The organism is Streptomyces sp. NPDC051136 (assembly GCF_044455745.1).
Taxonomy (GTDB): domain Bacteria; phylum Actinomycetota; class Actinomycetes; order Streptomycetales; family Streptomycetaceae; genus Streptomyces.
Window position 1 is genome coordinate 474,299 of the sequence record NZ_JBITFE010000003.1, and the last position, 24,476, is coordinate 498,774.

18 protein-coding genes and 1 tRNA gene are annotated in these 24,476 nt (G+C 69.7%); 10 read left to right on the forward strand and 9 right to left on the reverse strand.

Annotated elements, in window-relative coordinates:
* The first annotated feature begins 135 nt into the window (after positions 1–135).
* Together ACIBCJ_RS11395 and ACIBCJ_RS11400 are read left to right on the forward strand one after the other, a co-directional pair.
* Positions 136–4,260, forward strand: a complete 4,125-nt coding sequence (locus ACIBCJ_RS11395) for a hypothetical protein (protein ID WP_365979492.1) — start codon at positions 136–138, stop codon at positions 4,258–4,260.
* 307 nt (positions 4,261–4,567) lie between these two features.
* Positions 4,568–4,987 carry a hypothetical protein gene (locus ACIBCJ_RS11400; RefSeq protein ID WP_362507918.1) on the forward strand — a complete coding sequence of 140 codons (420 nt, stop codon included), beginning with the start codon at positions 4,568–4,570 and terminating at the stop codon, positions 4,985–4,987.
* 68 nt (positions 4,988–5,055) lie between these two features.
* Here ACIBCJ_RS11400 and ACIBCJ_RS11405 read toward each other — a convergent pair.
* From ACIBCJ_RS11405 to dnaA, 9 genes are all read right to left on the reverse strand, one after another.
* Positions 5,056–5,132: transfer RNA gene (locus ACIBCJ_RS11405), tRNA-Ile, on the reverse strand.
* A 111-nt stretch (positions 5,133–5,243) separates the two neighbouring features.
* Positions 5,244–5,969: a DUF3566 domain-containing protein gene (locus ACIBCJ_RS11410; RefSeq protein WP_362100331.1), complete on the reverse strand. Its 726-nt coding sequence runs from the start codon at positions 5,967–5,969 to the stop codon at positions 5,244–5,246.
* 18 nt (positions 5,970–5,987) lie between these two features.
* Positions 5,988–8,582 carry a DNA gyrase subunit A gene (gene gyrA, locus ACIBCJ_RS11415; protein WP_362100328.1) on the reverse strand — a complete coding sequence of 865 codons (2,595 nt, stop codon included), beginning with the start codon at positions 8,580–8,582 and terminating at the stop codon, positions 5,988–5,990.
* A gap of 42 nt (positions 8,583–8,624) precedes the next feature.
* The gene (gene gyrB / locus ACIBCJ_RS11420) at positions 8,625–10,685 is read right to left on the reverse strand and encodes a DNA topoisomerase (ATP-hydrolyzing) subunit B (RefSeq protein ID WP_362100325.1); all 2,061 of its coding nucleotides are present in this window, start codon (positions 10,683–10,685) and stop codon (positions 8,625–8,627) included.
* Between the two features lie 434 nt (positions 10,686–11,119).
* Positions 11,120–11,710, reverse strand: a complete 591-nt coding sequence (locus ACIBCJ_RS11425) for a DUF721 domain-containing protein (RefSeq protein WP_365979493.1) — start codon at positions 11,708–11,710, stop codon at positions 11,120–11,122.
* The gene (gene recF / locus ACIBCJ_RS11430; protein WP_362100318.1) at positions 11,707–12,828 is read right to left on the reverse strand and encodes a DNA replication/repair protein RecF; all 1,122 of its coding nucleotides are present in this window, start codon (positions 12,826–12,828) and stop codon (positions 11,707–11,709) included. The genes ACIBCJ_RS11425 and recF overlap by 4 nt, the downstream gene beginning before the upstream one ends.
* A 58-nt stretch (positions 12,829–12,886) precedes the next feature.
* Positions 12,887–13,762: a phosphogluconate dehydrogenase (NAD(+)-dependent, decarboxylating) gene (gene gnd, locus ACIBCJ_RS11435; RefSeq protein ID WP_133890011.1), complete on the reverse strand. Its 876-nt coding sequence runs from the start codon at positions 13,760–13,762 to the stop codon at positions 12,887–12,889.
* A 208-nt stretch (positions 13,763–13,970) separates the two neighbouring features.
* The gene (dnaN, locus tag ACIBCJ_RS11440; RefSeq protein WP_003975054.1) at positions 13,971–15,101 is read right to left on the reverse strand and encodes a DNA polymerase III subunit beta; all 1,131 of its coding nucleotides are present in this window, start codon (positions 15,099–15,101) and stop codon (positions 13,971–13,973) included.
* A gap of 911 nt (positions 15,102–16,012) precedes the next feature.
* Positions 16,013–18,001, reverse strand: coding sequence for a chromosomal replication initiator protein DnaA (dnaA, locus tag ACIBCJ_RS11445; RefSeq protein WP_365979494.1), 1,989 nt, complete (start codon positions 17,999–18,001; stop codon positions 16,013–16,015).
* 377 nt (positions 18,002–18,378) lie between these two features.
* Between dnaA and rpmH the strand changes: the two genes are divergently transcribed.
* The 8 genes from rpmH to ACIBCJ_RS11485 all read left to right on the forward strand — a co-directional run bounded on the left by rpmH (position 18,379) and on the right by ACIBCJ_RS11485 (position 24,449).
* Complete coding sequence (gene rpmH / locus ACIBCJ_RS11450) at positions 18,379–18,516, forward strand: 50S ribosomal protein L34 (RefSeq protein WP_003975051.1); 138 nt, start codon at positions 18,379–18,381, stop codon at positions 18,514–18,516.
* Positions 18,517–18,537: 21 nt separating this feature from the next.
* A complete protein-coding gene (rnpA, locus tag ACIBCJ_RS11455; RefSeq protein ID WP_037922188.1) occupies positions 18,538–18,909 on the forward strand; it encodes a ribonuclease P protein component in 372 nt (123 codons plus the stop codon).
* Complete coding sequence (yidD, locus tag ACIBCJ_RS11460; protein WP_365979495.1) at positions 18,906–19,280, forward strand: membrane protein insertion efficiency factor YidD; 375 nt, start codon at positions 18,906–18,908, stop codon at positions 19,278–19,280. The genes rnpA and yidD overlap by 4 nt, the downstream gene beginning before the upstream one ends.
* Positions 19,281–19,283: 3 nt before the next feature.
* Positions 19,284–20,588 carry a membrane protein insertase YidC gene (gene yidC / locus ACIBCJ_RS11465; protein WP_362100308.1) on the forward strand — a complete coding sequence of 435 codons (1,305 nt, stop codon included), beginning with the start codon at positions 19,284–19,286 and terminating at the stop codon, positions 20,586–20,588.
* A 15-nt stretch (positions 20,589–20,603) separates the two neighbouring features.
* A complete protein-coding gene (locus tag ACIBCJ_RS11470; RefSeq protein WP_133890007.1) occupies positions 20,604–21,116 on the forward strand; it encodes a R3H domain-containing nucleic acid-binding protein in 513 nt (170 codons plus the stop codon).
* 128 nt (positions 21,117–21,244) lie between these two features.
* Positions 21,245–21,964: a 16S rRNA (guanine(527)-N(7))-methyltransferase RsmG gene (gene rsmG / locus ACIBCJ_RS11475; protein WP_133890006.1), complete on the forward strand. Its 720-nt coding sequence runs from the start codon at positions 21,245–21,247 to the stop codon at positions 21,962–21,964.
* Positions 21,965–22,278: 314 nt separating this feature from the next.
* Positions 22,279–23,352, forward strand: a complete 1,074-nt coding sequence (locus ACIBCJ_RS11480; protein ID WP_362100471.1) for a ParA family protein — start codon at positions 22,279–22,281, stop codon at positions 23,350–23,352.
* Positions 23,349–24,449, forward strand: coding sequence for a ParB/RepB/Spo0J family partition protein (locus ACIBCJ_RS11485; protein WP_365979496.1), 1,101 nt, complete (start codon positions 23,349–23,351; stop codon positions 24,447–24,449). Before ACIBCJ_RS11480 ends, ACIBCJ_RS11485 begins: the two co-directional genes overlap by 4 nt.
* The last annotated feature ends 27 nt before the right edge of the window (positions 24,450–24,476 follow it).

Sequence of the window (24,476 nt, forward strand, 5' to 3'; positions counted from 1 at the left end):
CGCCACTGCGACGCGATCCTGCCATCCATGGTCGGCGCAGGGGAGGTTCCGGACCCGCGGAACCGATGTAGCCGCAGGTCAGGCGTATAGAGTGAGTTTTCCGGTCCGGACGTCCAGGTGCGGGGGAAGTAAGGAGTGGACACCTTGAGTTTCGACTCAGGGGCACGCACGGCCTTCGCGGAACGCCTCGCACTGCTGTACACGGAGGCGGGAAATCCTCCCCTCAAGCGCGTGTCCGAGGCTGTCGTCCGGCTCCAGCGGGTCGACGAACGGGGGCGGCCGGTACGCGTCTCCGCCCAGCGGATCAGCGACTGGCGACGGGCGAAGAACGTGCCCGCCCAGTTCCCCGCCCTCGCGGCCGTCCTGCACGTCCTCATACCGCAGGCGCGACGCGCGCGGCCCGTCCCCGTCTCCGCCGGCCTGTACGACCTGACCCAGTGGCAGCGCCTGTGGGAGCGGGCGCTGGCGGACCCGACCGGTGAACGTCCCGCGCCGCCCGCGGTCGAGGAACAGCCGGCCGCCGAGACCCCGGGCGCCCCCGGCGGGGTCTGCCCCTACCGGGGACTGGCCGCCTACCGTCGGCAGGACGCCGGCTGGTTCTTCGGGCGGGAGCGGAGCACGCGGGCTCTCGTCGCCCAGTTGCACGCGACCCGGGACACGGGCGGCCTGGTCATGCTCGTGGGCGCCTCGGGAGCGGGGAAGTCCTCGCTGCTCAACGCCGGCCTGGTGCCCGCCCTGCGCGCCGAGGCACCGGACGCCGGGGACGGAACGCTCAGGCGGGTGCTGCAACTCGTCCCCGGTGCCGACCCGCTCGGGGAACTGACCCGGCTGGTACCGGGCCTCGCGCCCGTCGTCGACGCCATGAGGCGTACGGCGGCGCGGAAGACGGCGGCACCGGAGCCGGGCACCCCCGGGCCCCCGGTCGCGGACGTTCCGCACCCCGAGGACGCCGTCAGAGCGGCCTTCGCGGCATGGGCGGCGTCCACCGACGGCGCCGAGGTGCCGGCCGGACGGGACGCACCGGACGGGCACCGCCAGGACGAGACTCCGCCGACCGCACCCCCCGCCCGACCCGTCGTCATCGTGGACCAGTTCGAGGAGCTCTTCACACTCTGCCCCGACGACGCGGACCGGCGGCTGTTCATCCGGCTGCTGCAGGCCGCCTGCGTGCCCGGGGCCGCCGGAGAGCCGGCACCGGTGCTCGTGACGCTGGGCGTCCGCGCCGACTTCTACGACCGCTGCCTGCGCTATCCCGAGCTGGCCGACGCGCTCCAGCACCGGCACATGGTGCTCGGCCCGCTCACCACCGCCGAACTGCGCGAGGCGGTGATCGCCCCCGCCAGGGCCGTCGGCATGGAACTCGAACCGGGACTCGCCGAGCTGATCATCCGCGAGGTGAGCAGCGACGGCCCGCAGGGCGCCCACGACGCGGGCGTGCTGCCCCTCCTCTCCCACGCCCTGCTCGCCACCTGGCAGCGGCGCAAGGCGGGGCGGCTGACCCTGGCCGGGTACCGCGCGGCCGGCGGCATCCAGGGCGCGGTGGCCGCGACCGCCGAGCGTGCCTGGTCCCGGCTGGACCCGGCGGCCCGCACGGCCGCGAGGCTGCTGCTGCTCAGGCTGGTCCGGCTGAGCGAGGACACCCAGGCCACCCGCAGGCGCAGCACCCGGCGCCGGCTGGCCGAGGAGTCCGGGGACCCCGGGAAGACGGAGGAGTCCCTCGAAGAGCTGGTGCGGGCTCGGCTGGTGACCCTCGACGCGGACACCGTGGAGATCACCCACGAGGCCCTGCTGCACGCCTGGCCCCGGTTGCGCGACTGGATCGACGAGGACCGCGCCGGAAACCTGCTGCGTCAGCGGCTGGAGGAGGACGGCCTGGCCTGGGAGGAGTCGGACCGCGACTCCGCGCTGCTCTACCGGGGCTCCCGGCTGGAGCAGGCGAGCGGCTGGGCGAAGTCGGCCGACGACACCTTCCTGACCCGCGGTGCGGTGGAGTTCCTGGCCGCCGCGGTCAGGCTGCGCAGGCGCACCGTCATGATCAGGCGTGCCGCGGTGGCGGCGTTGGTCGTCCTCTCCCTCGTGGCCGTCGGCTCGGCGGTGCTCGCCTGGCAGCAGCGCAACGACGCCGTGTTCGAACAGGTGGTCGCCGAGGCGGACCGGGTCCAGGACACGGACCCGTCGCTCTCCGCCCAGCTGGACCTGGCGGCCCACCGCCTGCGACCGGACGACGAGAACGTCAGGAACCGCCTGATCTCGATCGTGAACGCGCCCCTGGCCACCTCGCTGCTCGGGCACACCGGCGCCGTCTACCTCACCTCCTTCAGCCCGGACGGGCGCGTCCTGGCGACGGCCAGCTACGACCGGACCGTCCGGCTGTGGGACGTCTCGGAGCCCGGCCGCCCCCAGCCGCTCGGCAAGCCGCTCACCGGGCACACCAGCTGGGTGAGCACCGCGGTCTTCAGTCCCGACGGCCGTACGCTGGCCAGCGCCTCGGACGACGGCACGATCCGGCTGTGGGACGTGCGCGACCCCGGCCGTCCGCGCCCGCTCGGCGCTCCCCTGGCCGGCCACGACGGCACCGTCTACCTGCTCGCCTTCAGCCCGGACGGGCACACCCTCGCCTCCGCCCACGACGACCACGCCGTGCGCCTGTGGGACGTGGCCGACCCGCGCGCCCCCGAGGCGCTCGACACCCTGACCGGCCCCACCGCCGCGGTGCGCTCGGTCGCCTTCAGTCCCGACGGACACACGCTCGCGGCCGGCGGTGACGACGACAAGGTCCGGCTCTGGGACGTCACCGACCCCGAGCGGCCGACCGCCGTCGGTGAACCGCTCACCGGCCACAGCGGCCTGGTGCACTCCGTGGCCTTCAGCCCCGACGGCCGCACCCTCGCCAGCGGCAGCGCGGACGACACCGTCCGGCTCTGGGACGTCACCGACCCGGCCCGCGCGAAACCCGTCGGCGCCCCGCTCACCGGCCACACCGGCCCCGTCTGGGCGGTGGCCTTCAGTCCCGACGGGGCCATGCTCGCCGTGAGCAGCGCGGACAGCACGGCGAGCCTGTGGAACGTCAGCGACCCCTCGTACCCCTCCCAGGTCGGCGTGCCCCTCGCCGGGGGCAGCGGGGAGATGTACGCCCTGGGCTTCAGCCCCGACGGCCACACCCTCGCCACCGGCAGCGGCGACAGCAAGGTCCGCCTGTGGTCGCTGCCGACGTCGGACGTGATCGGCCGCATCGGTGCCTTCCGCCCGGACGGGCACGTCCTGGCCACGGCGGCCCGCGACGGCAGGGTCCGGCTGTGGAACGTGACGGATCCCGCCCGGCCGGTGTCGCTGAGCGCCCCCTTCGCACCGGGGGGCCCGGGGGAGAGCGACCTCCGCTCGCTGGTGTTCTCGCCGGACGGCGGCACGCTCGCGGTTCTCGAGGCGGACGCGCTGCGGTTGTGGGACGTCACGGACCCGGCCCGGCCCACCGCCCACGGACCTCCGGTGGCGCTGAACACCCGCTACGCGGGCCCCGACACCCTGGCGTACAGCCCCGACGGCCGCACCCTGGCCACGGCGTACGACGACCGCACCGTCCAGTTGTGGAACACCGGCGACCCCTCAAGCCCGCGCCGCCTGGGCCGGCCGCTCACCGGCCACACGGGCTACGTCAACACCCTCGCCTTCAGCCCGGACGGCCGCACCCTCGCCAGCGGCGGCGCGGACGACGCCGTACGCCTCTGGGACGTCACCGACCCGGCGCACGCCACCCGGCTCGGCACACCCCGCACCGGACACCTCGGACCGGTCAACGTCCTCGCCTACAGCCCCGACGGCCGCACCCTGGCCAGCGGCAGCGACGACGGCACCGTCCGGCTGTGGAACGTCACCGAGCCCGGCGAGACCTCCGGGGCCGCGACCACGCTCGCCGGACACACCGACTCGGTGACGTCGCTGACGTTCGGTCAGGACGGCTCCACCCTGGCCAGCGGCGCCAACGACAACACGGTCCGCCTGTGGAACGTCACCGGCCCCGCCGAGGCCACCCCCGTCGGCCAGGCGATGAGCCCCAACGCGAAGACCGGCAGCTTCCTCTCCTTCAGCCCCGTACGGCGCATGCTCGGGGTCTCCAGCGGCACGGACACCGTCCGCCTGTGGAGCCTCGGCGTGGACGACGCCATCGACCGCATCTGCTCCGCCACCCGGGGCGTGCTGACCGAGGAGAAGTGGCACGAGTACCTGCCGCGCCTGGACTACGAGTCACCGTGCGACCACTGACCACACCCGCTGCGCGTGATCCGCATCACATCACCCGCGCCCGACCGACCAGTCGGCACCCACCGGACACCCGGCCTTGTTAGCCTTGGCCACAGCCCGACCGCTGGCGCATCCCCCGTCGCCAGCGGTCGGGTTTTTTCGCGCCCTCGCCCCATGGGCCCCCTTCCGAGGCGGGCAGACCCGTATGCCCCGGTGCGGTCGCCGTGCGACGACTCCGGGGTGACGCTGTGACCGTGACGGACGCACTCGCCTCCGTCGCGCCGCGAGGTGGAGTGACGACCGCGCCAGGACGAAGGGGCGACAGGCCATGGCGGACATGCCGCACGGAGCACGGCAGGAGACCCGGGGCGGCCGGGACGACGACGGGCCGGCCGGGCCGCTGAGGTACTTCGGTGTGCCGCTCCTCGTCAGCGGAGTCCTGAGCATCCTGCAAGGCATCGCGGGCATCGCCACGGACCGCCTGTTCGGCGCCCCGCGACACTACGAGTACCGGTTCGACCTCACCAGCTGGGGCTGGATCCACCTCGTCGTGGGCGTCGCGCTAGTCGTCGTCGGCGCGGGAGTGCTGCGGGCGATGTCCTGGGGCCGCGCGGCCGCGGTGACGACCGCCGCGATCAGCCTGGTGACCCAGTTCATGTTCATCCCCTACTACCCCCTGTGGTCGATCAGCGTGATGGCGCTCGACCTGATCATCCTGTGGGGCATGGCCAGGCTCGCCCACACATGAGCGAAGCGAAGCGGACCGGACCGTGAACGCCGAAGACCCCCGGCCGTACCGGCCGGGGGTCTTCGTGCTGGTGGGGCTAACAGGATTTGAACCTGTGGCCTCATCCTTATCAGGGATGCGCTCTAACCAACTGAGCTATAGCCCCGCCGCGCTCTGCGGTGTATGTCCCGCGCGCTGACCCCTGAAGATTAGCGCACGAGGCGGGCAGTCCCAAAATCGGTTGTCGCGCGGCCCGGGAGCGCGGACGCCCCGCGGATCACTCGTCCTCGGCGAGCGTCAGCTCCACGCCGCCGACGAAGCCGGCGGACAGGTTGTAGATGAACGCGCCGAGCGTCGCCAGGGCCGTCGCGAGGACGACATCGATGACCGCGATGATCGTCGTGAACATCAGCACGTTGGGCAGCGACAGGAAGGACTGCAGGTCGAAGCCGTTGGACTCGTTGGAGCCGGTGGCCTCGGAGATCGTGCCGCCGACGGTCGAGAAGACCCCCATGGCGTCCATGACCATCCACAGCACGGCGGACGCCACGATGGTGCAGATGCCGAGCGCGATGGAGAGCAGGAAGCTGACCTTCATCACCGACCACGGGTCGGCCTTCGACACCCGCAGGCGCGCCTTGCGCACCCGGGGAGTGGTGCGGGCGCCGGTGCGCGGGCGGCGCACGGCGGACGCGGTGCCGCCCTGGGCCTGGTAGGCCTGCGGCGGGTGGTAGGGCCCGCCCGGCTGCTGAGGCCGCCGTTCCCCCGGCAGCGGCGAGGCCGCCGCCTGCGTCTGCTGGCCTCGGGTGTCCGTCACAGTTCCCCCCTGGGATCCATGCGTTGTGGACGAGCTCCCCGAGTGCGAGTCGGTCGCTCCGTCGTCGATCTTGCGCAGCTGAGTCGTGTGCGAATCCGTCGCACGCGCGGCGGAGCCACGGCCGCCGCCGCCCGTTTCCGTACCCGAAGGGGTACCGGCCGATCCGGCGCCCGTGGCTCCGCTCACGATGACTCTCTCCTCGTGCTACTCGGCCGAGGGCGCCTCACCCTCGTCCGTGCCGGTGGTCGCGGCACCCTCGGCGGTCTCGTCGACGGCCACATCGCCGTCGACCTCCTCCGCCTCGCGTCCCGCCTCGGCGTTGCGCGCGATACCGACGACGGCATCGCGCTTGCCCAGGTTGATCAGTTGAACGCCCATGGTGTCACGGCCGGTCTCCCTGACCCCGTTGACTCGCGTGCGAATCACACCGCCCGAGAGCGTGATGGCGAGGATCTCGTCGTGCTCCTCGACCACCAGCGCACCCACGAGCGACCCGCGGTCCTCGACGATCTTGGCGGCCTTGATGCCGAGGCCACCGCGACCCTGGACGCGGTACTCGTCGACGGAGGTCCGCTTCGCGTAACCGCCGTCGGTGGCAGTGAACACGAACGTACCGGCTCGAACAACATTCATCGAGAGCAGCTCGTCCCCTTCGCGGAAACTCATGCCCTTGACGCCCGAGGTGGCACGGCCCATCGGACGCAGCGTGTCGTCCGACGCCGTGAACCTGATCGACTGCGCCTTCTTGCTGATCAGCAGCAGATCGTCCTCGGCCGAGACGAGTTCGGCTCCGATCAGTTCGTCGTCGCTGCCGTCCGCCTGCTCCCGCAGGTTGATGGCGATGACACCGCCCGAACGCGGCGAGTCGTAGTCCTTCAGCGGCGTCTTCTTCACCAGGCCGGCCTTGGTGGCCAGGACCAGGTAGGGAACCGCCTCGTAGTCGCGGATCGCGCGGATCTGGGCGATCGTCTCGTCCGGCTGGAAGGCCAGCAGGTTCGCCACGTGCTGGCCGCGCGCGTCCCGGCCGGCGTCCGGCAGCTCGTAGGCCTTGGCCCGGTAGACCCGGCCCTTGTTGGTGAAGAACAGCAGCCAGTGGTGCGTGGTGGACACGAAGAAGTGGTTGACGATGTCGTCTTCCTTGAGCTTCGCGCCGCGCACGCCCTTGCCGCCGCGCTTCTGCGCCCGGTAGTCGTCGGTCTTGGTGCGCTTGATGTAGCCGCCCCGCGTGACCGTGACGACGATGTCCTCCTCGGCGATCAGGTCCTCGATGGACATGTCGCCCTCGTAGGGGATCAGCTTCGTCTTGCGGTCGTCGCCGTACTTCTCGACGATCGCGGTCAGCTCCTCGCTGACGATCCCGCGCTGACGGACCGGGGAGGCGAGGATCCCGTTGTACTCGTTGATCTTCGCCTGCAGCTCGTCGTGCTCCCGGACGATCTTCTGGCGCTCCAGGGCCGCGAGGCGGCGCAGCTGCATCTCCAGGATCGCGTTGGCCTGGATCTCGTCGATCTCCAGGAGGTCCATCAGGCCCCCGCGCGCGATCTCGACGGTCTCACTGCGCCGGATCAGCGCGATGACCTCGTCGATGGCGTCCAGCGCCTTGAGCAGGCCGCGCAGGATGTGCGCCCGCTCCTCGGCCTTGCGCAGCCGGAAGCGCGTACGGCGGACGATGACCTCGATCTGGTGGTTCACCCAGTGGCGGATGAACGCGTCCAGGGACAGGGTGCGCGGCACGCCGTCGACCAGGGCCAGCATGTTGGCGCCGAAGTTGGTCTGCAGGTCGGTGTGCTTGTACAGGTTGTTCAGGACGACCTTGGCGACCGCGTCCCGCTTGAGGACGATCACCAGGCGCTGGCCGGTACGGGACGACGTCTCGTCGCGGACGTCGGCGATGCCGCCGATCTTGCCGTCCTTCACCAGGTCGGCGATCTTCTGCGCCAGGTTGTCCGGGTTGACCTGGTAGGGCAGCTCCGTGACCACCAGGCACTGGCGGTTCTGGATCTCCTCGACCTCGACGACCGCGCGCATGGTGATCGAGCCGCGCCCGGTGCGGTACGCCTCCTCGATGCCCTTGCGGCCCACCACCAGGGCGCCGGTCGGGAAGTCAGGGCCCTTGATGCGCTCGATGAGCGCGTCGAGCAGCTCCTCGTGCGAGGCCTCGTAGTTCTCCAGGTACCACTGGGCGCCGGCCGCGACCTCGCGCAGGTTGTGCGGCGGGATGTTGGTCGCCATGCCGACCGCGATGCCCGCCGAGCCGTTGATCAGCAGGTTCGGGAAGCGGGCGGGCAGGACGGTCGGCTCCTGGGAGCGGCCGTCGTAGTTGTCCGTGAAGTCGACGGTCTCCTCGTCGATGTCGCGGACCATCTCCATCGACAGCGGCGCCATCTTGCACTCGGTGTAGCGCATGGCCGCGGCCGGGTCGTTGCCCGGCGAGCCGAAGTTGCCGTTGGAGTCGACGAGCGGCATGCGCATCGACCAGGGCTGGGCGAGGCGGACCAGGGCGTCGTAGATGGAGCTGTCGCCGTGCGGGTGGTAGTTGCCCATGACGTCGCCGACGACGCGGGCGCACTTGTAGAAGCCGCGCTCGGGACGGTAGCCGCCGTCGTACATGGCGTACAGCACGCGCCGGTGCACCGGCTTGAGGCCGTCGCGGACGTCGGGCAGCGCGCGCGAGACGATCACGGACATCGCGTAGTCGAGGTACGAGCGCTGCATCTCCGTCTCGAGCCCGACGGGCTCGACACGCATCGCCAGGGCGTCACCCTCGGGCGCCGTCACAGGAGTGTTCTCGTCGGTCATTGCTGGTGAAGATCCTTCCTGGTGCGGTCAGCTGAGACCGACTCAGATGTCGAGGAAGCGGACGTCCTTGGCGTTGCGCTGGATGAACGCGCGCCGGGCTTCGACGTCCTCGCCCATCAGCACCGAGAACAGGTCGTCGGCCTGCGCGGCGTCGTCGAGCGTGACCTGGCCGAGCACCCGGTGCTCCTGGTCCATGGTCGTGATGCGCAGCTCCTCGGCGTTCATCTCGCCGAGGCCCTTGAAGCGCTGGACCGAGTCCTCCCGGATGCGCTTGCCGGCCTGACGGCCCATCTCGATCAGCGCGTCGCGCTCACGGTCGGAGTACGCGTACTCGAAGTCGTCCCGGCCCCACTTGATCTTGTACAGCGGCGGACGGGAGAGGTACACGTGCCCGGACTCCACCAGCGGCCGCATGAAGCGGAACAGGAAGGTCAGCAGCAGGGTGTTGATGTGCTGGCCGTCGACATCGGCGTCCGCCATCAGGATGATCTTGTGATAGCGGAGCTTCTCGATGTCGAAGTCCTCGTGCACACCGGTGCCGAACGCGGAGATCATGGCCTGGATCTCCTGGTTCTGCAGGATCCGGTCGATGCGCGCCTTCTCGACGTTGAGGATCTTGCCCCGGATCGGGAGGATCGCCTGGTACTGCGGGTTGCGGCCGGACTTGGCCGAACCGCCGGCGGAGTCACCCTCGACGATGAAGATCTCGCACTTGGTCGGGTCGTTCGACTGGCAGTCGGACAGCTTGCCCGGCAGCGAGGCCGACTCCAGCAGGCCCTTGCGACGGGTCAGGTCACGGGCCTTGCGGGCCGCCACGCGCGCGTGGGCCGCCTGGATGCCCTTGCGGATGATGTCCGCGGCCTCGTTCGGATTGCGATCGAGCCAGTCGGTCAAGTGCTCGTAGACGACCTTCTGGACGAAGGTCTTCACCTCGGTGTTGCCCAGCTTCGTCTTGGTCTGGCCCTCGAACTGCGGCTCGCTCAGCTTCACCGAGATGATCGCGGTCAGACCCTCGCGGATGTCGTCACCCGTGAGGTTGTCGTCCTTCTCGCGCAGCAGCTTCTTGTCGCGCGCGTACTTGTTGATCAGCGAGGTGAGCGCCGCGCGGAAGCCCTCCTCGTGCGTGCCGCCCTCGTGCGTGTGGATGATGTTGGCGAAGGAGTACACGCCCTCGGTGTAGCCGCCGTTCCACTGCATGGCGACCTCAAGGGACAGGTTCTTGTCCTTGTCCTCCGCCTCGAGGTCGATCACGGTGGGGTGCACCAGTTCTCCCTTGCGGGAGTTGAGGTACTTCACGAAGTCGACGATGCCGCCCTCGTAGTGGTACGAGACGCTCTTGACCTCGTGCTTCTCGTCCTCGCCCGCCTCGTCCGCGCCGGCGGTGGCCTTCGCCGACTCACGCTCGTCGGTGAGGTTGATCCGCAGGCCCTTGTTGAGGAAGGCCATCTCCTGGAAGCGCCGGGAGAGCGTCTCGAAGGAGTAGTCGGTGGTCTCGAAGATGTCACCGTCGGCCCAGAAGGTGACCGAGGTGCCGGTCTCCTCGGTGGCCTCGTGCCGGGCGAGCGACGCCGTGGGGACGCCCAGCTTGTACTCCTGCGTCCAGCGGTGGCCGTCCGTCTTGACCTCCACCGCGACCCTCGTGGAGAGGGCGTTGACGACGGAGACACCCACACCGTGCAGACCACCGGAGACCGCGTAGCCGCCGCCGCCGAACTTGCCGCCCGCGTGCAGCACGGTCAGCACGACCTCGACGGCGGGCTTCCCCTCGGAGGGGACGATGCCCACCGGGATGCCACGGCCGTTGTCGACGACCCGGACACCGCCGTCGGCGAGGATCGTGACGTCGATCGTGTCCGCGTGGCCGGCCAGCGCCTCGTCGACGGAGTTGTCCACGACCTCCTGCACCAGGTGGTGCAGGCCTCGTTCACCGGTCGAGCCGATGTACATACCGGGTCGCTTGCGGACCGCGTCCAGACCCTCGAGGACGGTGATGGCACTGGCGTCGTACGAGGTGGGAGCCTCGCCGGGCGAGGTGCTCACCGCGTCGTTCACGCCGGTGTCGGTGGACGGGTTGTTCTCGTTGGGGTTGCCGGAATCGGCCACGAAGCGCCCTTTCTGGCACAGCACGAGCCGGGCTCGTCGGCAGGTTGCCGGAGCGGCTGCGGCATGTTGCGTTGGTAAGCCTTGATCAGCGTTGCTCAGCTAGTCCCGGACGGTCCCCACGTTCGGGGCGGGATTCTCTCTCATTCTACCGGTACCACTGACACTGATGGGGGTTTGCCGGTACCTGAGTCCGCATGTGCCGCCCTGAACGAGCCTTGTCCGACTCCCGATATACGGAAGGGGGCCTCAAGAGGCTCACAACGGCACTCAGCGCTTCGAGGCGTCAACCCTTTGCTACTTGGCAGTCAGAACCCGGAACGCGCCCGCTCCCGGGGGCGCGAGGCGGCGTGCGCCGACGGTTCACGCCGACCGTCGGCACCGATTTTTGTGAGGTACGTCACGCAGGCCTGACGGGGCGCCAGACCGCCCGCCGGTCACCCGTAGGTGTCACCCGGGCCCTGGCTGCCGGGCGCCCGCAGCGGCCCGTAGCGCCGCCCCTGACCCGCCGGGCCGCCGGGCCCGAGAACCTTGATCATCCGAACCGACCCGTGCCCCAGGTCCTCGTTGAGACGGGCCACCAGCGTCGGGGCGAGCAACCGCAGGTTCGTCGCCCAGGCCGTCGAGTCGCAGCGCACGACCAGCACCCGCTCGTCCTCGTCGTACCGCTCCGGTACGCAGTGCTTCGCCACGTCCTCACCGACGATCTCCGGCCAGCGGCCCATCACCCCGCCCACCGCGGCCGGGGTCTCCCAGCCGCGCTCGGTGATCAGCCGGTTGATCGCCGAACCCAGCGCCATGGGGTCGCGGCCGTCGGCCCGCGCCCCGGAGCGCAGGCCCCCGCGACGCGCCTGCTTCTTCTGCTGGGCCGCGTCCCCCCGCGCGCGTGCCGCCTCCCGCGCCGCCCTGAGCGCCACGCGCGCGAGGTCGACGCCGGACGGCTCCGGGCCGCTCTTCCCGCGGTTCTCGTCGTGGCCCTTGTCGCGATCGCCCGAAGGGCCCCCGGTGGCCGGCCCTTCGGCGCTCATACGCGCTCCACCGTGCCCTCCGCCACCGCGTACCGCGCCCCCGCCAGCACGTGCGGCACGTCGTCGTCGACGGCGGCCGTCACCAGCACCTGCTCACCGGGCGCCACCAGTTCGGCCAGCCGCTCCCGGCGCCGCGCGTCCAGCTCGGCGAAGACGTCGTCCAGGACCAGCACCGGCTCGTTGCCCTCCGCCCGCAGCAGGTCGAACGAGGCCAGCCGCAGCGCCAGGGCGTACGACCAGGACTCGCCGTGCGAGGCGTACCCCTTGGCGGGCAGCGAGCCGAGCTTGAGCAGCAGGTCGTCCCGGTGCGGGCCCACCAGGGTGACGCCCCGCTCGATCTCCTGCTTGCGCGCATCGGCGAGCGCCGCCATCAGCTGCTCGTACAGGTCCTCACGCCGGTGCGCCTCACCGGGCGCCGACGGCTTGTACTCCAGGGCCACGGGGCCACCGCCCGGGGCCAGCTGCTCGTAGGCCTTGTCGGCCAGCGGCTGCACGGCCGCGATCAGGTCCAGGCGCTGGGCGAGCAGCTCGGCACCCGCGCGCGCGAGGTGCTGGTCCCAGACGTCGAGCGTGGACAGGTCCATCGTGCGGCCGCCGTGCCGGCGGGCGAGCGCGGCCGACTTCAGCAGGGTGTTGCGCTGCTTGAGCACCCGGTCGTAGTCGGAGCGCACCCCGGCCATCCGCGGGGAACGGGCGGTGATCAGCTCGTCCAGGAAGCGGCGCCGCTCACCGGGGTCGCCCTTCACCAGCGCGAGGTCCTCCGGCGCGAACAGCACGGTGCGCACGATGCCGAGCACGTCACGCGGCTTGACCTGCGAGGACCTGTTGATGCGGGCGCGGTTGGCCTTGCCCGGGTTCAGCTCGAGCTCGATCAGCTGCTGCCGCTCGCCCTGCCTCACCTGGGCGCGGATCACGGCGCGCTCGGCGCCCATGCGCACCAGGGGGGCGTCCGAGGAGACCCGGTGGCTGCCGAGGGTGGCCAGGTAGCCGACCGCCTCGACGAGGTTGGTCTTCCCCTGCCCGTTGGGGCCGACGAAGGCGGTGACGCCCGGGTCGAGGGGCACCTCGACCCGGGCGTACGAGCGGAAGTCGGCCAGCGACAGATGCGTGACGTGCATGATCGTGCGCCGACCTTCCGGGTGTTCGTCCCTCGGGCGCCCGGCCCTCGGGTACTGCCTACTTCTTCTCGACCGCGTGTCCGCCGAACTGGTTGCGCAGCGCGGCGATCATCTTCATCTGCGGCGAGTCGTCCTGGCGGGACGCGAACCGCGCGAAGAGGGAAGCCGTGATCGCGGGCAGCGGCACCGCGTTGTCGATCGCCGCCTCCACAGTCCAGCGTCCCTCACCGGAGTCCTGTGCATAACCCCGGAGCCCGTCCAGGTGCTCGTCGTCGTCGAGCGCGTTGACCGCCAGGTCGAGCAGCCAGGAACGGATCACCGTGCCCTCCTGCCAGGACCGGAAGACCTCGCGGACGTTCTCCACGGAGTCGACCTTCTCCAGCAGCTCCCAGCCCTCGGCGTAGGCCTGCATCATCGCGTACTCGATGCCGTTGTGGACCATCTTCGCGAAGTGGCCCGCGCCCACCTTGCCGGCGTGCACGGCACCGAAGTCGCCCTCCGGCTTGAGGGCGTCGAAGACCGGCTGCACCTTGGCGACGTCGTCCGCGTCGCCGCCGTACATCAGCGCGTAGCCGTTCTCCAGGCCCCACACGCCGCCGGAGACACCGCAGTCCACGAAGCCTATGCCCTTGGCGGCCAGCTCCCCGGCGTGCTTCTCGTCGTCCGTCCAGCGGGAGTTGCCGCCGTCCACGACGACGTCACCGGGCTCCAGCAGCTCGCCGAGCCGGTCGACGGTGGCCTGGGTGGCCTCGCCGGCCGGGACCATCACCCACACCACGCGCGGTGCGCTGAGCTTGCCCACAAGCTCTTCCAGGCTGTGGACGTCGGCGAGGTCCGGATTGCGGTCGTATCCGACGACGGTGTGGCCCGCGCGGCGGATCCGCTCGCGCATGTTGCCGCCCATCTTGCCGAGGCCGACGAGACCGAGCTCCATCAGTTGCGTTCCTTAGGTGTGCGAGGTGGCAAGGCGGCACCTCCGTACCCGCCGGATGCGTGCCGCGGCACTTTCGTACCCGAGCCGAGCCTAAACCCGGACGGCCGTGCACAGCTGTGGGCATACGCGCTCAGACGTACGCCCCCACCTGCACATTCGTCCCCAGCCTGTGGACGGCCACCGACTCCGCCACCTCCGGACGCCCGGCTCAGCCGCTCAGTCGCACCGGCATGATCAGGTACTTGTACGCCTCGTCCGCCTCGGCGTCCACCGCGGGCCTGCCGCTGAGCAGCGCCGGCTTCGTGGACGTCGTGAAGGACAGCTGGGCGACCGGGGAGTCGATGGCGCTCAGACCGTCCAGCAGGAAGGTCGGGTTGAAGGCGATCGAGATGTCGTCGCCCTCCAGCTGGGCGTCGACCCTTTCCACAGCCTGTGCGTCGTCGCTGGAACCGGCCTCCAGGATCAGCACGCCCTGCTCGAAGCTGAGCCGCACCGGGGTGTTCCGCTCGGCGACCAGGGCGACGCGCTTGACGGCCTCCACGAAGGGGGCGGTCTCGATCACGGCGACGCTGTTGAACTCGGTCGGGAACAGCGTCTTGTACTTCGGGAGGTCACCCTCCAGCAGACGCGTCGTCGTCCGGCGGCCCGCGCCCTCGAAGCCGATCAGACCCTCGCCCGCGCCGGAGCCGGACAGCGCCAGGATCACCTGGTCACCGCTGGTCAGCGCCTTGGCGGTGTCCTGGAGCGTCTTGGCGGGCACCAGGGCGACCGCGGAGATGTCCGGGTTCTCCGGCTTCCACAGGAACTCGCGGACCGCGAAGCGGTAGCGGTCGGTGGACGCCAGCGTCACCGAGTCGCCCTCGATCTCGATGCGCACACCGGTCAGCACGGGCAGCGTGTCGTCACGGCCCGCGGCGATCGCCACCTGCTGCACGGCCGAGGCGAAGACCTCGCCGGGGACCGTGCCGGTGGCCTCCGGCATCTGCGGCAGCGCCGGGTACTCCTCCACCGGCAGGGTGTGGAGGGTGAACCGCGAGGATCCACACACCACCGTCGCCCGTACACCGTCTGTGGAAATCTCCACCGGCCGGTTGGGCAGGGCGCGGGAGATGTCGGCGAGCAGACGGCCCGAGACGAGGACGGTGCCCTCCTCCTCGATCTCCGCCTCCACGGACACCCGCGCCGAGACCTCGTAGTCGAAGCTGGACAGGCTCAGCTGCCCCTCCTCGGCCTTCAGCAGCAGGCCCGCGAGGACCGGCGCCGGCGGACGGGCCGGGAGGCTGCGGGCCGCCCAGGCCACTGCCTCCGCGAGTACGTCGCGTTCCACCCGGATCTTCACTGTTGCCGCCTCCTGCTGTTGCCGGCGCTGCTCGCCCTGCTTCGCCTTCGTCGTCTGACCGGTGTCGTGTGCCGCTGTGGGGGGCAGAACACCGGGGACCAGTCTGACGCACCCCACTGACAGTAGGTGCCGTTCGGGGTCAAGTCGTGACGGGGTGCGGTCGGGCTCGAGAGGGCGAGTTGTGCACAGGACCCACTTCGAAACGGATTCCGCTCTCTCTCTAGTCGTCAGTAGTAGTAGGGCCTGTGGATACCGTGGATAACCTCGTTTGCCCAGGTCAGAGCAGGAATTTTGTCCACGGGTCCTGTGGGCGGAGCCGGTGGACAACCGGGCGTATCTGTGGAGAACAGAAAGTTCTGCACACACCGTGCACAGGAAGAGGCGACTTCTCCCCAGAGCCGTCCCCAGCTTTGGCCCCGTTTCCCACAGCCCCACCCGGCAGCCCGGTGTGACGCCTTTCACTCGACGCGGTGACAGGGCGCGTCACGTTGCCGAACAGTGGACAGGCATGTGGAGAAGCTGGGGATCACTGGGGACAACCGCCTCCAGCCTGTGGGTTGCCCGTGGACAACTGCATGCACAGCCTGTGGATCATTTTTTCGTCCACAGCCTGTGGAGATCGTTCGTCCACGAATCCACAGGGAGCTGACCTGCCCTGATGATCCCTCACCAGCCTGGCCTGTGGACAGGATCGGGACAACTTCCCAGTCCCCAAGGTGTGGACGGAAAAAATCCGCCGAATCTGTGGAGGAAGCCCGTAACCCGGCAGGTATTCGAACATCGGCCAGGACAGCCGTACGAGCCCGGGAGCGGGTGTGAGCCCGCGAGGCCATGCGAAAGGCGCCCCCGGGGAGTCCGGAGGCGCCTCGTGGCCGGTGCCGACGGCGGCCGGCCCTTCTTGATGCGGTTGCTCAGCCGTTCTTGATGCGGTTGGTCAGCTCGGTCACCTGGTTGTAGATGGACCGCCGCTCCGCCATCAGATTGCGGATCTTGCGGTCGGCGTGCATCACCGTGGTGTGGTCCCGGCCGCCGAACAGCGCGCCGATCTTCGGCAGCGAGAGGTCCGTCAGCTCGCGGCACAGGTACATGGCGATCTGCCGGGCCGTGACCAGCGCCCGGCCGCGCGAGGTGCCGCACAGGTCCTCGACGGTGAGGCCGAAGTAGTCGGCGGTCGCGCCCATGATGGCCGTGGACGTGATCTCGGGAGCCGAGTCCTCGCCGCCGGGAATCAGGTCCTTCAGGACGATCTCGGTCAGGCCCAGGTCGACCGGCTGCCGGTTGAGCGACGCGAACGCCGTCACCCGGATCAGGGCCCCCTCCAGCTCGCGGATGTTGCGCGAGATCCGGGAGGCGATGAACTCCAGCACCTCGGGCGGGGCGTTGAGCTGTTCCTGCACCGCCTTCTTGCGCAGGATCGCGATGCGCGTCTCCAGCTCCGGCGGCTGGACGTCGGTGATCAGCCCCCACTCGAAGCGGTTGCGGAGCCGGTCCTCCAGCGTCACCAGCTGCTTGGGCGGCCGGTCGCTGGAGAGCACGATCTGCTTGTTGGCGTTGTGGAGGGTGTTGAAGGTGTGGAAGAACTCCTCCTGCGTCGACTCCTTGTCCGCGAGGAACTGGATGTCGTCGACGAGCAGGATGTCCATCTCGCGGTACCGCTTGCGGAAGCTGTCGCCCTTGCCGTCGCGGATGGAGTTGATGAACTCGTTGGTGAACTCCTCCGAGCTCACGTAGCGCACCCGGGTGCCCGGGTAGAGACTGCGCGCGTAGTGCCCGATGGCGTGCAGCAGGTGGGTCTTGCCCAGTCCCGACTCCCCGTAGATGAAGAGGGGGTTGTAGGCCTTCGCGGGTGCCTCGGCGACGGCGACGGCCGCCGCGTGGGCGAAGCGGTTCGAGGCGCCGATGACGAAGGTGTCGAAGAGGTACTTCGGGTTCAGGCGCGCGGTCGGCTCGCCGGGGCCGGTGGCCGGCGCGGGCTGTGCGGCCAGCGGGCCGGGCGCTCCGGTGGCGGGTCCGGGACCGACAGGACCGCCGCGGTGGACGTGCCCGGATCCGGCCGGCGGCTCGGGCAGCTCACGGCGCGGGCCGCGCTGCTCGTACTCCCCGCGCTGCTGGTCGTAGTCGCCCCGCTGCTGCTCGTACTCGCCGCGTGGAGGGTCGTAGTCGCCGCGCTGCTGCTCGTAGTCGTTCCGCTGCTGGTCGTACTCCCCGCGCGGGGATTCGTACGACGGGCGTTCCGGGGGCTTCGGGCGGTAGTCCTGCTGGTAGGCGTTGTGCGACTCGTGGGGGTACGGCGAGGACTCCTGGCCGTACGGCTCCTGCGCCGGCGAGGCGTAGGGGTCCCGTTCCGGGAAGCCGAGGCGCTGCTGCTGCCAGCCGTAGTCGTCCTGCTGCGGGGGACGGGGCCAGGAGCCGGGCTCGGGGCGCTGGTACTCCTGCGGATAGGCGGGCCGGGCGGTGGGCAGCTGGTCGCCGCGGTTGCGGCCGTACCCCTCGTACTCGTCGCGGTACTCCTCGCGGCCGCCCTGTCCCTGCCCCTGGGCGGGGAGCTCGGGCTCCTCGTAGCGGGGCTGGGGACGGGAGGGCGGGGTCTGGGGTGCCTGCGGGGCGGGTCCCGCGGGTTCGCCCACGGTGTCGTCGACGGTGATCGCGATGCGGATCGGGCGGCCGCATTCGCGGCTCAGGGTCTCGCTGACGACGGGGGCGAGACGGCCCTCCAGTACGCCCTTCGCAAATTCGTTCGGTACGGCGAGCAGGGCGGTGTCGGCGACCAGCGCGAGCGGCTGACAGCGCCGGATCCAGTGCTCGTCCTTCGACTCGACGCCCTGCCCGCGTCCGTCTCCGAGGAGTTGCTCCAGTACGCGTGGCCACACTGCGGCAAGATCGGCAGGTACGTCAGCCACAGGGCACGCTCTCTCACGAGTCCCTCGAAGGTGTGATTCGGGGACGGGTCGGGATGAAACTCGGGTGGGGCAGGGATAAGGGAACGAATCGGAGTCCAGTCACGGTAGTCAGCGCGACGGGTAGGGTTCAAGTTGTTGTCCCCAGCCTGTGGACAAGTGTCTCCCGGTCACCGCTGGTTTGACCGAATGGCGCAGTCGCACGTACCGTAACCAGGTCGAGTTGTCGATGGCTGCTGCCGCCTGCCTCCGATGGGCACAGGTCACGTCCAAGGTGATCGAAAAGCGGTGCACTCGGGCGTAACGCGAGCTACTCGTGGGCGCACGGTGACAGCCAGGACGGCACCCCGCCAACACCCGAATCTTTCTGGAGCCCCCGAGTGAGCAAGCGCACCTTCCAGCCGAACAACCGTCGCCGCGCGAAGACCCACGGCTTCCGGCTGCGTATGCGTACCCGTGCCGGCCGCGCGATTCTCGCGACCCGCCGCAGCAAGGGTCGCGCCCGTCTGTCCGCCTGATCCCGGTCAGGTCATGACATCGTGCTGCCCACCGAGAACCGGCTGAGGCGGCGCGAAGACTTCGCGACCGCGGTACGACGGGGCCGCCGGGCAGGCCGCCCGGCCCTCGTCGTCCACCTTCGAAGCGGTGCCACGGACCCGCACGCGCCTGGGGAGAGCGCTCCCCGGACACGTGCGGGTTTCGTCGTGAGCAAAGCCGTCGGTGGCGCGGTCGTGCGCAACAAGGTGAAGCGCAGACTTCGTCACCTGATGCGCGACCGGATCGACCTGTTGCCCCCCGGTAGCCTGGTAGTCGTACGAGCGCTGCCCGGTGCGGGTGACGCCGACCATGCACAGCTGGCCCGAGACCTGGACGCCGCCCTGGCGCGGCTACTGGGAGGGGGCGCGCGATGAAGTACCCGCTGCTGGCTCTGATCAAGCTCTACCAGTGGACGATCAGTCCGCTGCTGGGGCCGGTGTGCAAGTACTACCCGTCGTGTTCCCACTACGGCTACACGGCCATCGACCGGCACGGAGCCATCAAGGGCACGGCACTCACCGCCTGGCGCATCCTGCGGTGCAATCCGTGGTCGCTGGGCGGTGTGGACCATGTTCCGTCGCGCAAGCGCCCGCGGTGGCACGAAATGCTGCGGGCCGCCTGGCGGGCACGCAAGGGCGGGACCTCCGCCGCCGAACCGGCCACCGAAGGACGGCCTGCTCATCCGAGCCCGTCCGAGCCTTCGGGCCCGGCCGCAGAGACCTCGCCCCATGCCCAAGGAGCATGATTAGTGGACACGATTGCCAGCCTCTTCAGCTTCATCACCTGGCCCGTCTCCTGGGTCATCGTCCAGTTCCACACGGTGTACGGGGCGATCTTCGGACCTGACACCGGATGGGCCTGGGGCCTGTCCATCGTGTCCCTGGTGATCCTCATCCGTATCTGCCTGATCCCGCTCTTCGTGAAGCAGATCAAGGCGACGCGCGGGATGCAGACGCTCCAGCCGGAGATGAAGAAGATCCAGGAGCGCTACAAGAACGACAAGCAGCGTCAGTCCGAAGAGATGATGAAGCTGTACAAGGAGACGGGTACCAACCCGCTCTCCTCGTGCCTTCCCATCCTGGCGCAGTCCCCGTTCTTCTTCGCCCTGTACCACGTGCTCAACGGCATCGCCTCCGGCGACACCATCGGCGCGGTCAACCAGGACCTGCTGGAAAGCGCCCAGAAGGCGCACATCTTCGGGGCCCCGCTGGCCTCCAAGTTCTTCAGCAGCGAGAGCGAGGTCGCCGCCCTCAGCGCCTCCCTGACCGACGTCCGGGTCGTCACCGCGATCATGATCGTGCTGATGTCGGCCTCGCAGTTCTTCACCCAGCGCCAGCTGATGACGAAGAACGTCGACACCACGGTGAAGACGCCGTTCATGCAGCAGCAGAAGATGCTGATGTACGTCTTCCCCGTCATGTTCGCCGTCTTCGGTGTGAACTTCCCCGTCGGTGTCCTCGTCTACTGGCTGACCACGAACGTGTGGACCATGGGCCAGCAGATGTACGTCATCCGGAACAACCCGACGCCCGGCTCCAAGGCGCAGGCCGCCTACCTGGAGCGTCTGCACAAGAGCGTCACCGAGCACGGCAGGACTCGCCGCCGGGGCGAGAAGGCCATCGTGAAGGCCATCGTCGCCAAGGGCCGGGACCGCAACGAGGCCGAGCGCAAGTTCATCAACGGTCTGAACAAGGCGGGCATGGCGGCGCAGGCCGACGGCACCGTGGTCAAGAACGACGCCGCGGTCGCCGCCCAGAGCGCGGACGGCTCGACCGTGACGACCACGGGCCAGCCCAAGCGCCAGCAGCCGAAGCGGCAGAGCAAGTCCCAGCGCCAGGCCAAGCCCGCGGGTGAGGCCGAGCCGAAGACGTCGCTGACCAAGTCGGACGAGCCGGACCAGCCGGAGGACGCCAAGCCGGCCGGCAAGCAGGACACCAAGCCTGCCGCCGGTGCCAAGAAGCCGCCTCAGAAGTCCGGTGGCGGCGGCCGCAGCAAGGCCCAGTCCGGACAGCGCAAGGGCCCGCAGCGGCCCAAGTCCCCGTCGAAGAAGTAAGAAGGAGTCCATCCCGTGACGGAAGGCACCACCTCCGCCGCTGCCGAGGGTGCAGACACCCTCACTCGCCTCGAGCAGGAGGGCGAGATCGCCGCGGACTACCTGGAGGGTCTGCTCGACATCGCCGACCTCGACGGCGACATCGACATGGACGTCGAGGCCGACCGTGCCTCCGTCTCGATCATCAGCGACAGCAAGAGCAGGGACCTGCAGAAGCTGGTCGGCCGGGACGGCGAGGTGCTGGAGGCTCTGCAGGAGCTGACGCGCCTGGCCGTGCACCGGGAGACCGGCGACCGCAGCCGGCTGATGCTCGACATCGCGGGTTACCGGGCGAGCAAGCGCGCCGAGCTGTCCGAGCTGGGTGCCAAGGCCGCGGCCGAGGTCAGGAGCAGCGGCGAGTCCGTGCGCCTGAAGCCCATGACGCCCTTCGAGCGCAAGGTCGTGCACGACGCGGTCAAGGCCGCTGGACTGCGCAGCGAGTCCGAGGGCGAGGAGCCGGAGCGCTTCGTCGTCGTACTTCCCGCCTGATCGGTCCCCTCTCGTTCTCCGGCCCCGTCTGTTGCGCAGGCGGGGCCGAGTTTTTGTCAGCCTGATAGTTCTGGTGGTTCTGGTACCGGCGCCCGGTGCGCCGGCGCCGTACGGAAGGACGGTCCCCCGTGTCGGAGGCAGCGGAGCTCCCCCCTGTACCCGAGCAGGCGCGTGATGTGTTCGGTGATCGCTACGCGGACGCGGTCCGCTATGCGGAACTGCTCGCCGATGCGGGGGTGAAGCGCGGTCTGATCGGCCCGCGCGAAGTGCCCCGGCTCTGGGAGCGGCACCTGCTGAACTGCGCGGTGCTCTCGGAGGTCGTGCCCGAGGGAGTGACGGTGTGCGACGTCGGCTCGGGAGCCGGCCTGCCCGGCATCCCGCTCGCGCTGGTGCGGGAAGACCTGAAGATCACTCTCCTTGAGCCGCTGCTGCGCCGCACCAATTTCCTGACCGAGGTCGTGGAGCTGCTGGGGCTGGACCATGTCACCGTGGTGCGTGGTCGGGCCGAGGAGGTCATGGGCAAGCTGCCACCGGTGCACGTGGTGACGGCGCGCGCCGTGGCGCCGCTGGACCGTCTCGCCACCTGGGGCATCCCGCTGCTGCGCCCGTACGGGGAGATGCTCGCACTCAAGGGGGACGCGGCCGAGGAAGAGCTGAAGGGCGCGACCGCGGCGCTGAGCAAGCTCGGGGCCGAGGAGACGTCCATCCTCCACGTCGGCGAGGGTGTGGTGGACCCCATGTCCACTGTGGTGCGGGTCGAGGTCGGTGAGAGCCCCGGTGGCGTGCGCTTCGCTGCCAAGCGGGCCAAGGCCGCGCGGACCGGACGGACGCGCCGGCGTCGCGGATAGCGGTCCGAGACGGTTCACGGCGGCGGTGATGGTCCGTCGTGCTTCGGGCCGTCGTGCTTCGGGTCGTCGTACTCCACACAAGCTGCCCTGCCTGTGCGTGCCGGAGTGTCGCGGCAGTTCGGCATAGGCTGCTGTGCATCGTGTTTCACGTGAAACGTCGCTCACTGCTGCACGGCATCATCAGCCGCGGCCGCGCCGCGGCCGATCCCCGCGACCGAAAGCCTCTCGGGTCGCTCGGAGAGGGAACGGAGTTGTCCACAGAGGTGGATTTCTCCACAGAAGACCAGGCCTCACTGGTTCATGACCCCGAAGGCATGGGAGGCTCTGTTCATAGCGAGCCTGAAGTCGAGGAGAGTGAATCCTTGCGGTCCGACGCCAATATCGCGGGACCGATGACCGATCCGGTCCCCGGCCCCCGTACCGAGTCGATGGGGGCGGATGTTTCACGTGAAACACCGCCTCCGATGGACGACACTCCGATCGGTCGAGCTGCTCAACTGGCGGTGGAGGCTCTGGGCCGCGCCGGCGAGGGGCTGCCACGGCCCGAGCAGACCCGGGTCATGGTCGTGGCGAACCAGAAGGGCGGTGTGGGCAAGACGACGACGACCGTCAACCTTGCCGCATCACTCGCACTGCACGGTGCGAGAGTCCTGGTCGTCGACCTCGACCCGCAGGGCAACGCCTCCACCGCTCTCGGTATCGACCATCACGCCGATGTTCCCTCCATCTACGACGTGCTGGTCGAAAGCCGCCCGCTCTCGGAAGTGGTCCAGCCGGTTCCCGACGTCGAGGGACTGTTCTGCGCGCCCGCCACGATCGATCTCGCCGGTGCGGAGATCGAGCTGGTCTCCCTGGTGGCGCGCGAGAGTCGGCTCCAGCGGGCGATCGCGGCATACGAACAGCCGCTGGACTACATCCTCATCGACTGCCCGCCCTCTCTCGGTCTGCTGACGGTCAACGCGCTCGTCGCGGGCCAGGAGGTACTGATCCCGATCCAGTGCGAGTACTACGCGCTGGAAGGACTGGGACAGCTGCTGCGTAACGTCGACCTGGTTCGGGGACACCTCAACCCCACGCTGCATGTCTCGACGATCCTGCTCACCATGTACGACGGCCGGACGCGGCTCGCGTCGCAGGTCGCGGACGAGGTGCGCAGCCACTTCGGCGAGGAGGTGCTGCGGACGAGTATTCCTCGCTCCGTCCGTATCTCCGAGGCCCCGAGTTACGGGCAGACGGTACTGACCTACGATCCAGGATCAAGTGGAGCCCTCTCCTACCTGGAGGCGGCCCGTGAGATCGCGCTGAAGGGCGTGGGCGTCGCCTACGACGCGACCCATGCCCATATCGGCGCTCAGAATGATCCGAGCATGGTGGAGGGGATCCAGTGAGTGAGCGACGGAGGGGGCTGGGTCGTGGACTGGGCGCACTGATCCCCAACGCCCCGACGGAGAAGTCGGTTGCCTCGGCGGCATTGGGAAGTGCGGCCGCCGCGTCCACTGCGGCAGTGCCCCCGCTGCCGAGCGAGCGAGGAGTGGCGGCCGCGAAGGTGGCCACGCTGCCGCATGTTTCACGTGAAACAGAAGCGTCGGCGACCTCTCACGGTGCTGAAGGGCTTCGACCCCCCATGGGGGCGCACTTCGCCGAGGTGCCTCTCGACGCCATCACGCCGAACCCGAAGCAGCCGCGCAAGGACTTCGACGACGACGCACTGGCCGAGCTTGTCACGTCCATCAGGGAGGTCGGCCTCCTCCAGCCTGTGGTCGTGCGGCCGACGGAGCCCGGGCGCTATGAGCTCATCATGGGTGAGCGCCGCTTCCGTGCCTGCCGAGAGCTGGAACTGGACGTCATTCCGGCGATCGTGCGGGCGACGGAGGACGAGAAGCTCCTCCTCGACGCACTCCTGGAGAACCTGCACCGCGCACAGCTGAACCCGCTGGAGGAGGCGTTCGCCTACGACCAGCTGCTGAAGGACTTCAACTGCACGCACGACCAGCTGGCGGATCGCATCGGTCGCTCCCGTCCGCAGGTGTCCAACACGCTGCGGCTGCTGAAGCTTTCCCCGAAGGTGCAGAACCGCGTAGCGGCGGGAGTGCTCTCCGCGGGGCACGCGCGGGCGCTGCTGTCCGTGGACGACCCGGAGGAGCAGGACCGCCTGGCCCATCGCATCGTGGCCGAAGGGCTCTCGGTGCGGTCGGTCGAGGAGATTGTGACCCTGATGGGTTCCCGGCCCCAGAAGCCGCAGCGAGCCAAGGGGCCGCGAGCCGGATCGCTGGTGTCCCCGGCGCTGTCGGACCTCGCGACGCGACTCTCGGACCGCTTCGAGACGCGGGTGAAAGTCGATCTGGGACAGAAGAAGGGCAAGATCACCGTGGAGTTCGCCTCCATGGAGGACCTGGAGCGGATCCTCGGCAGCCTCGCCCCCGGTGAGGGCCCCGTGCTGCAGAAGAGCCTCGTCGAGGACGAAGACGAGGACGTCACGTCCTGATGCCCAGCTAGCGAAACCTCGGGGTGT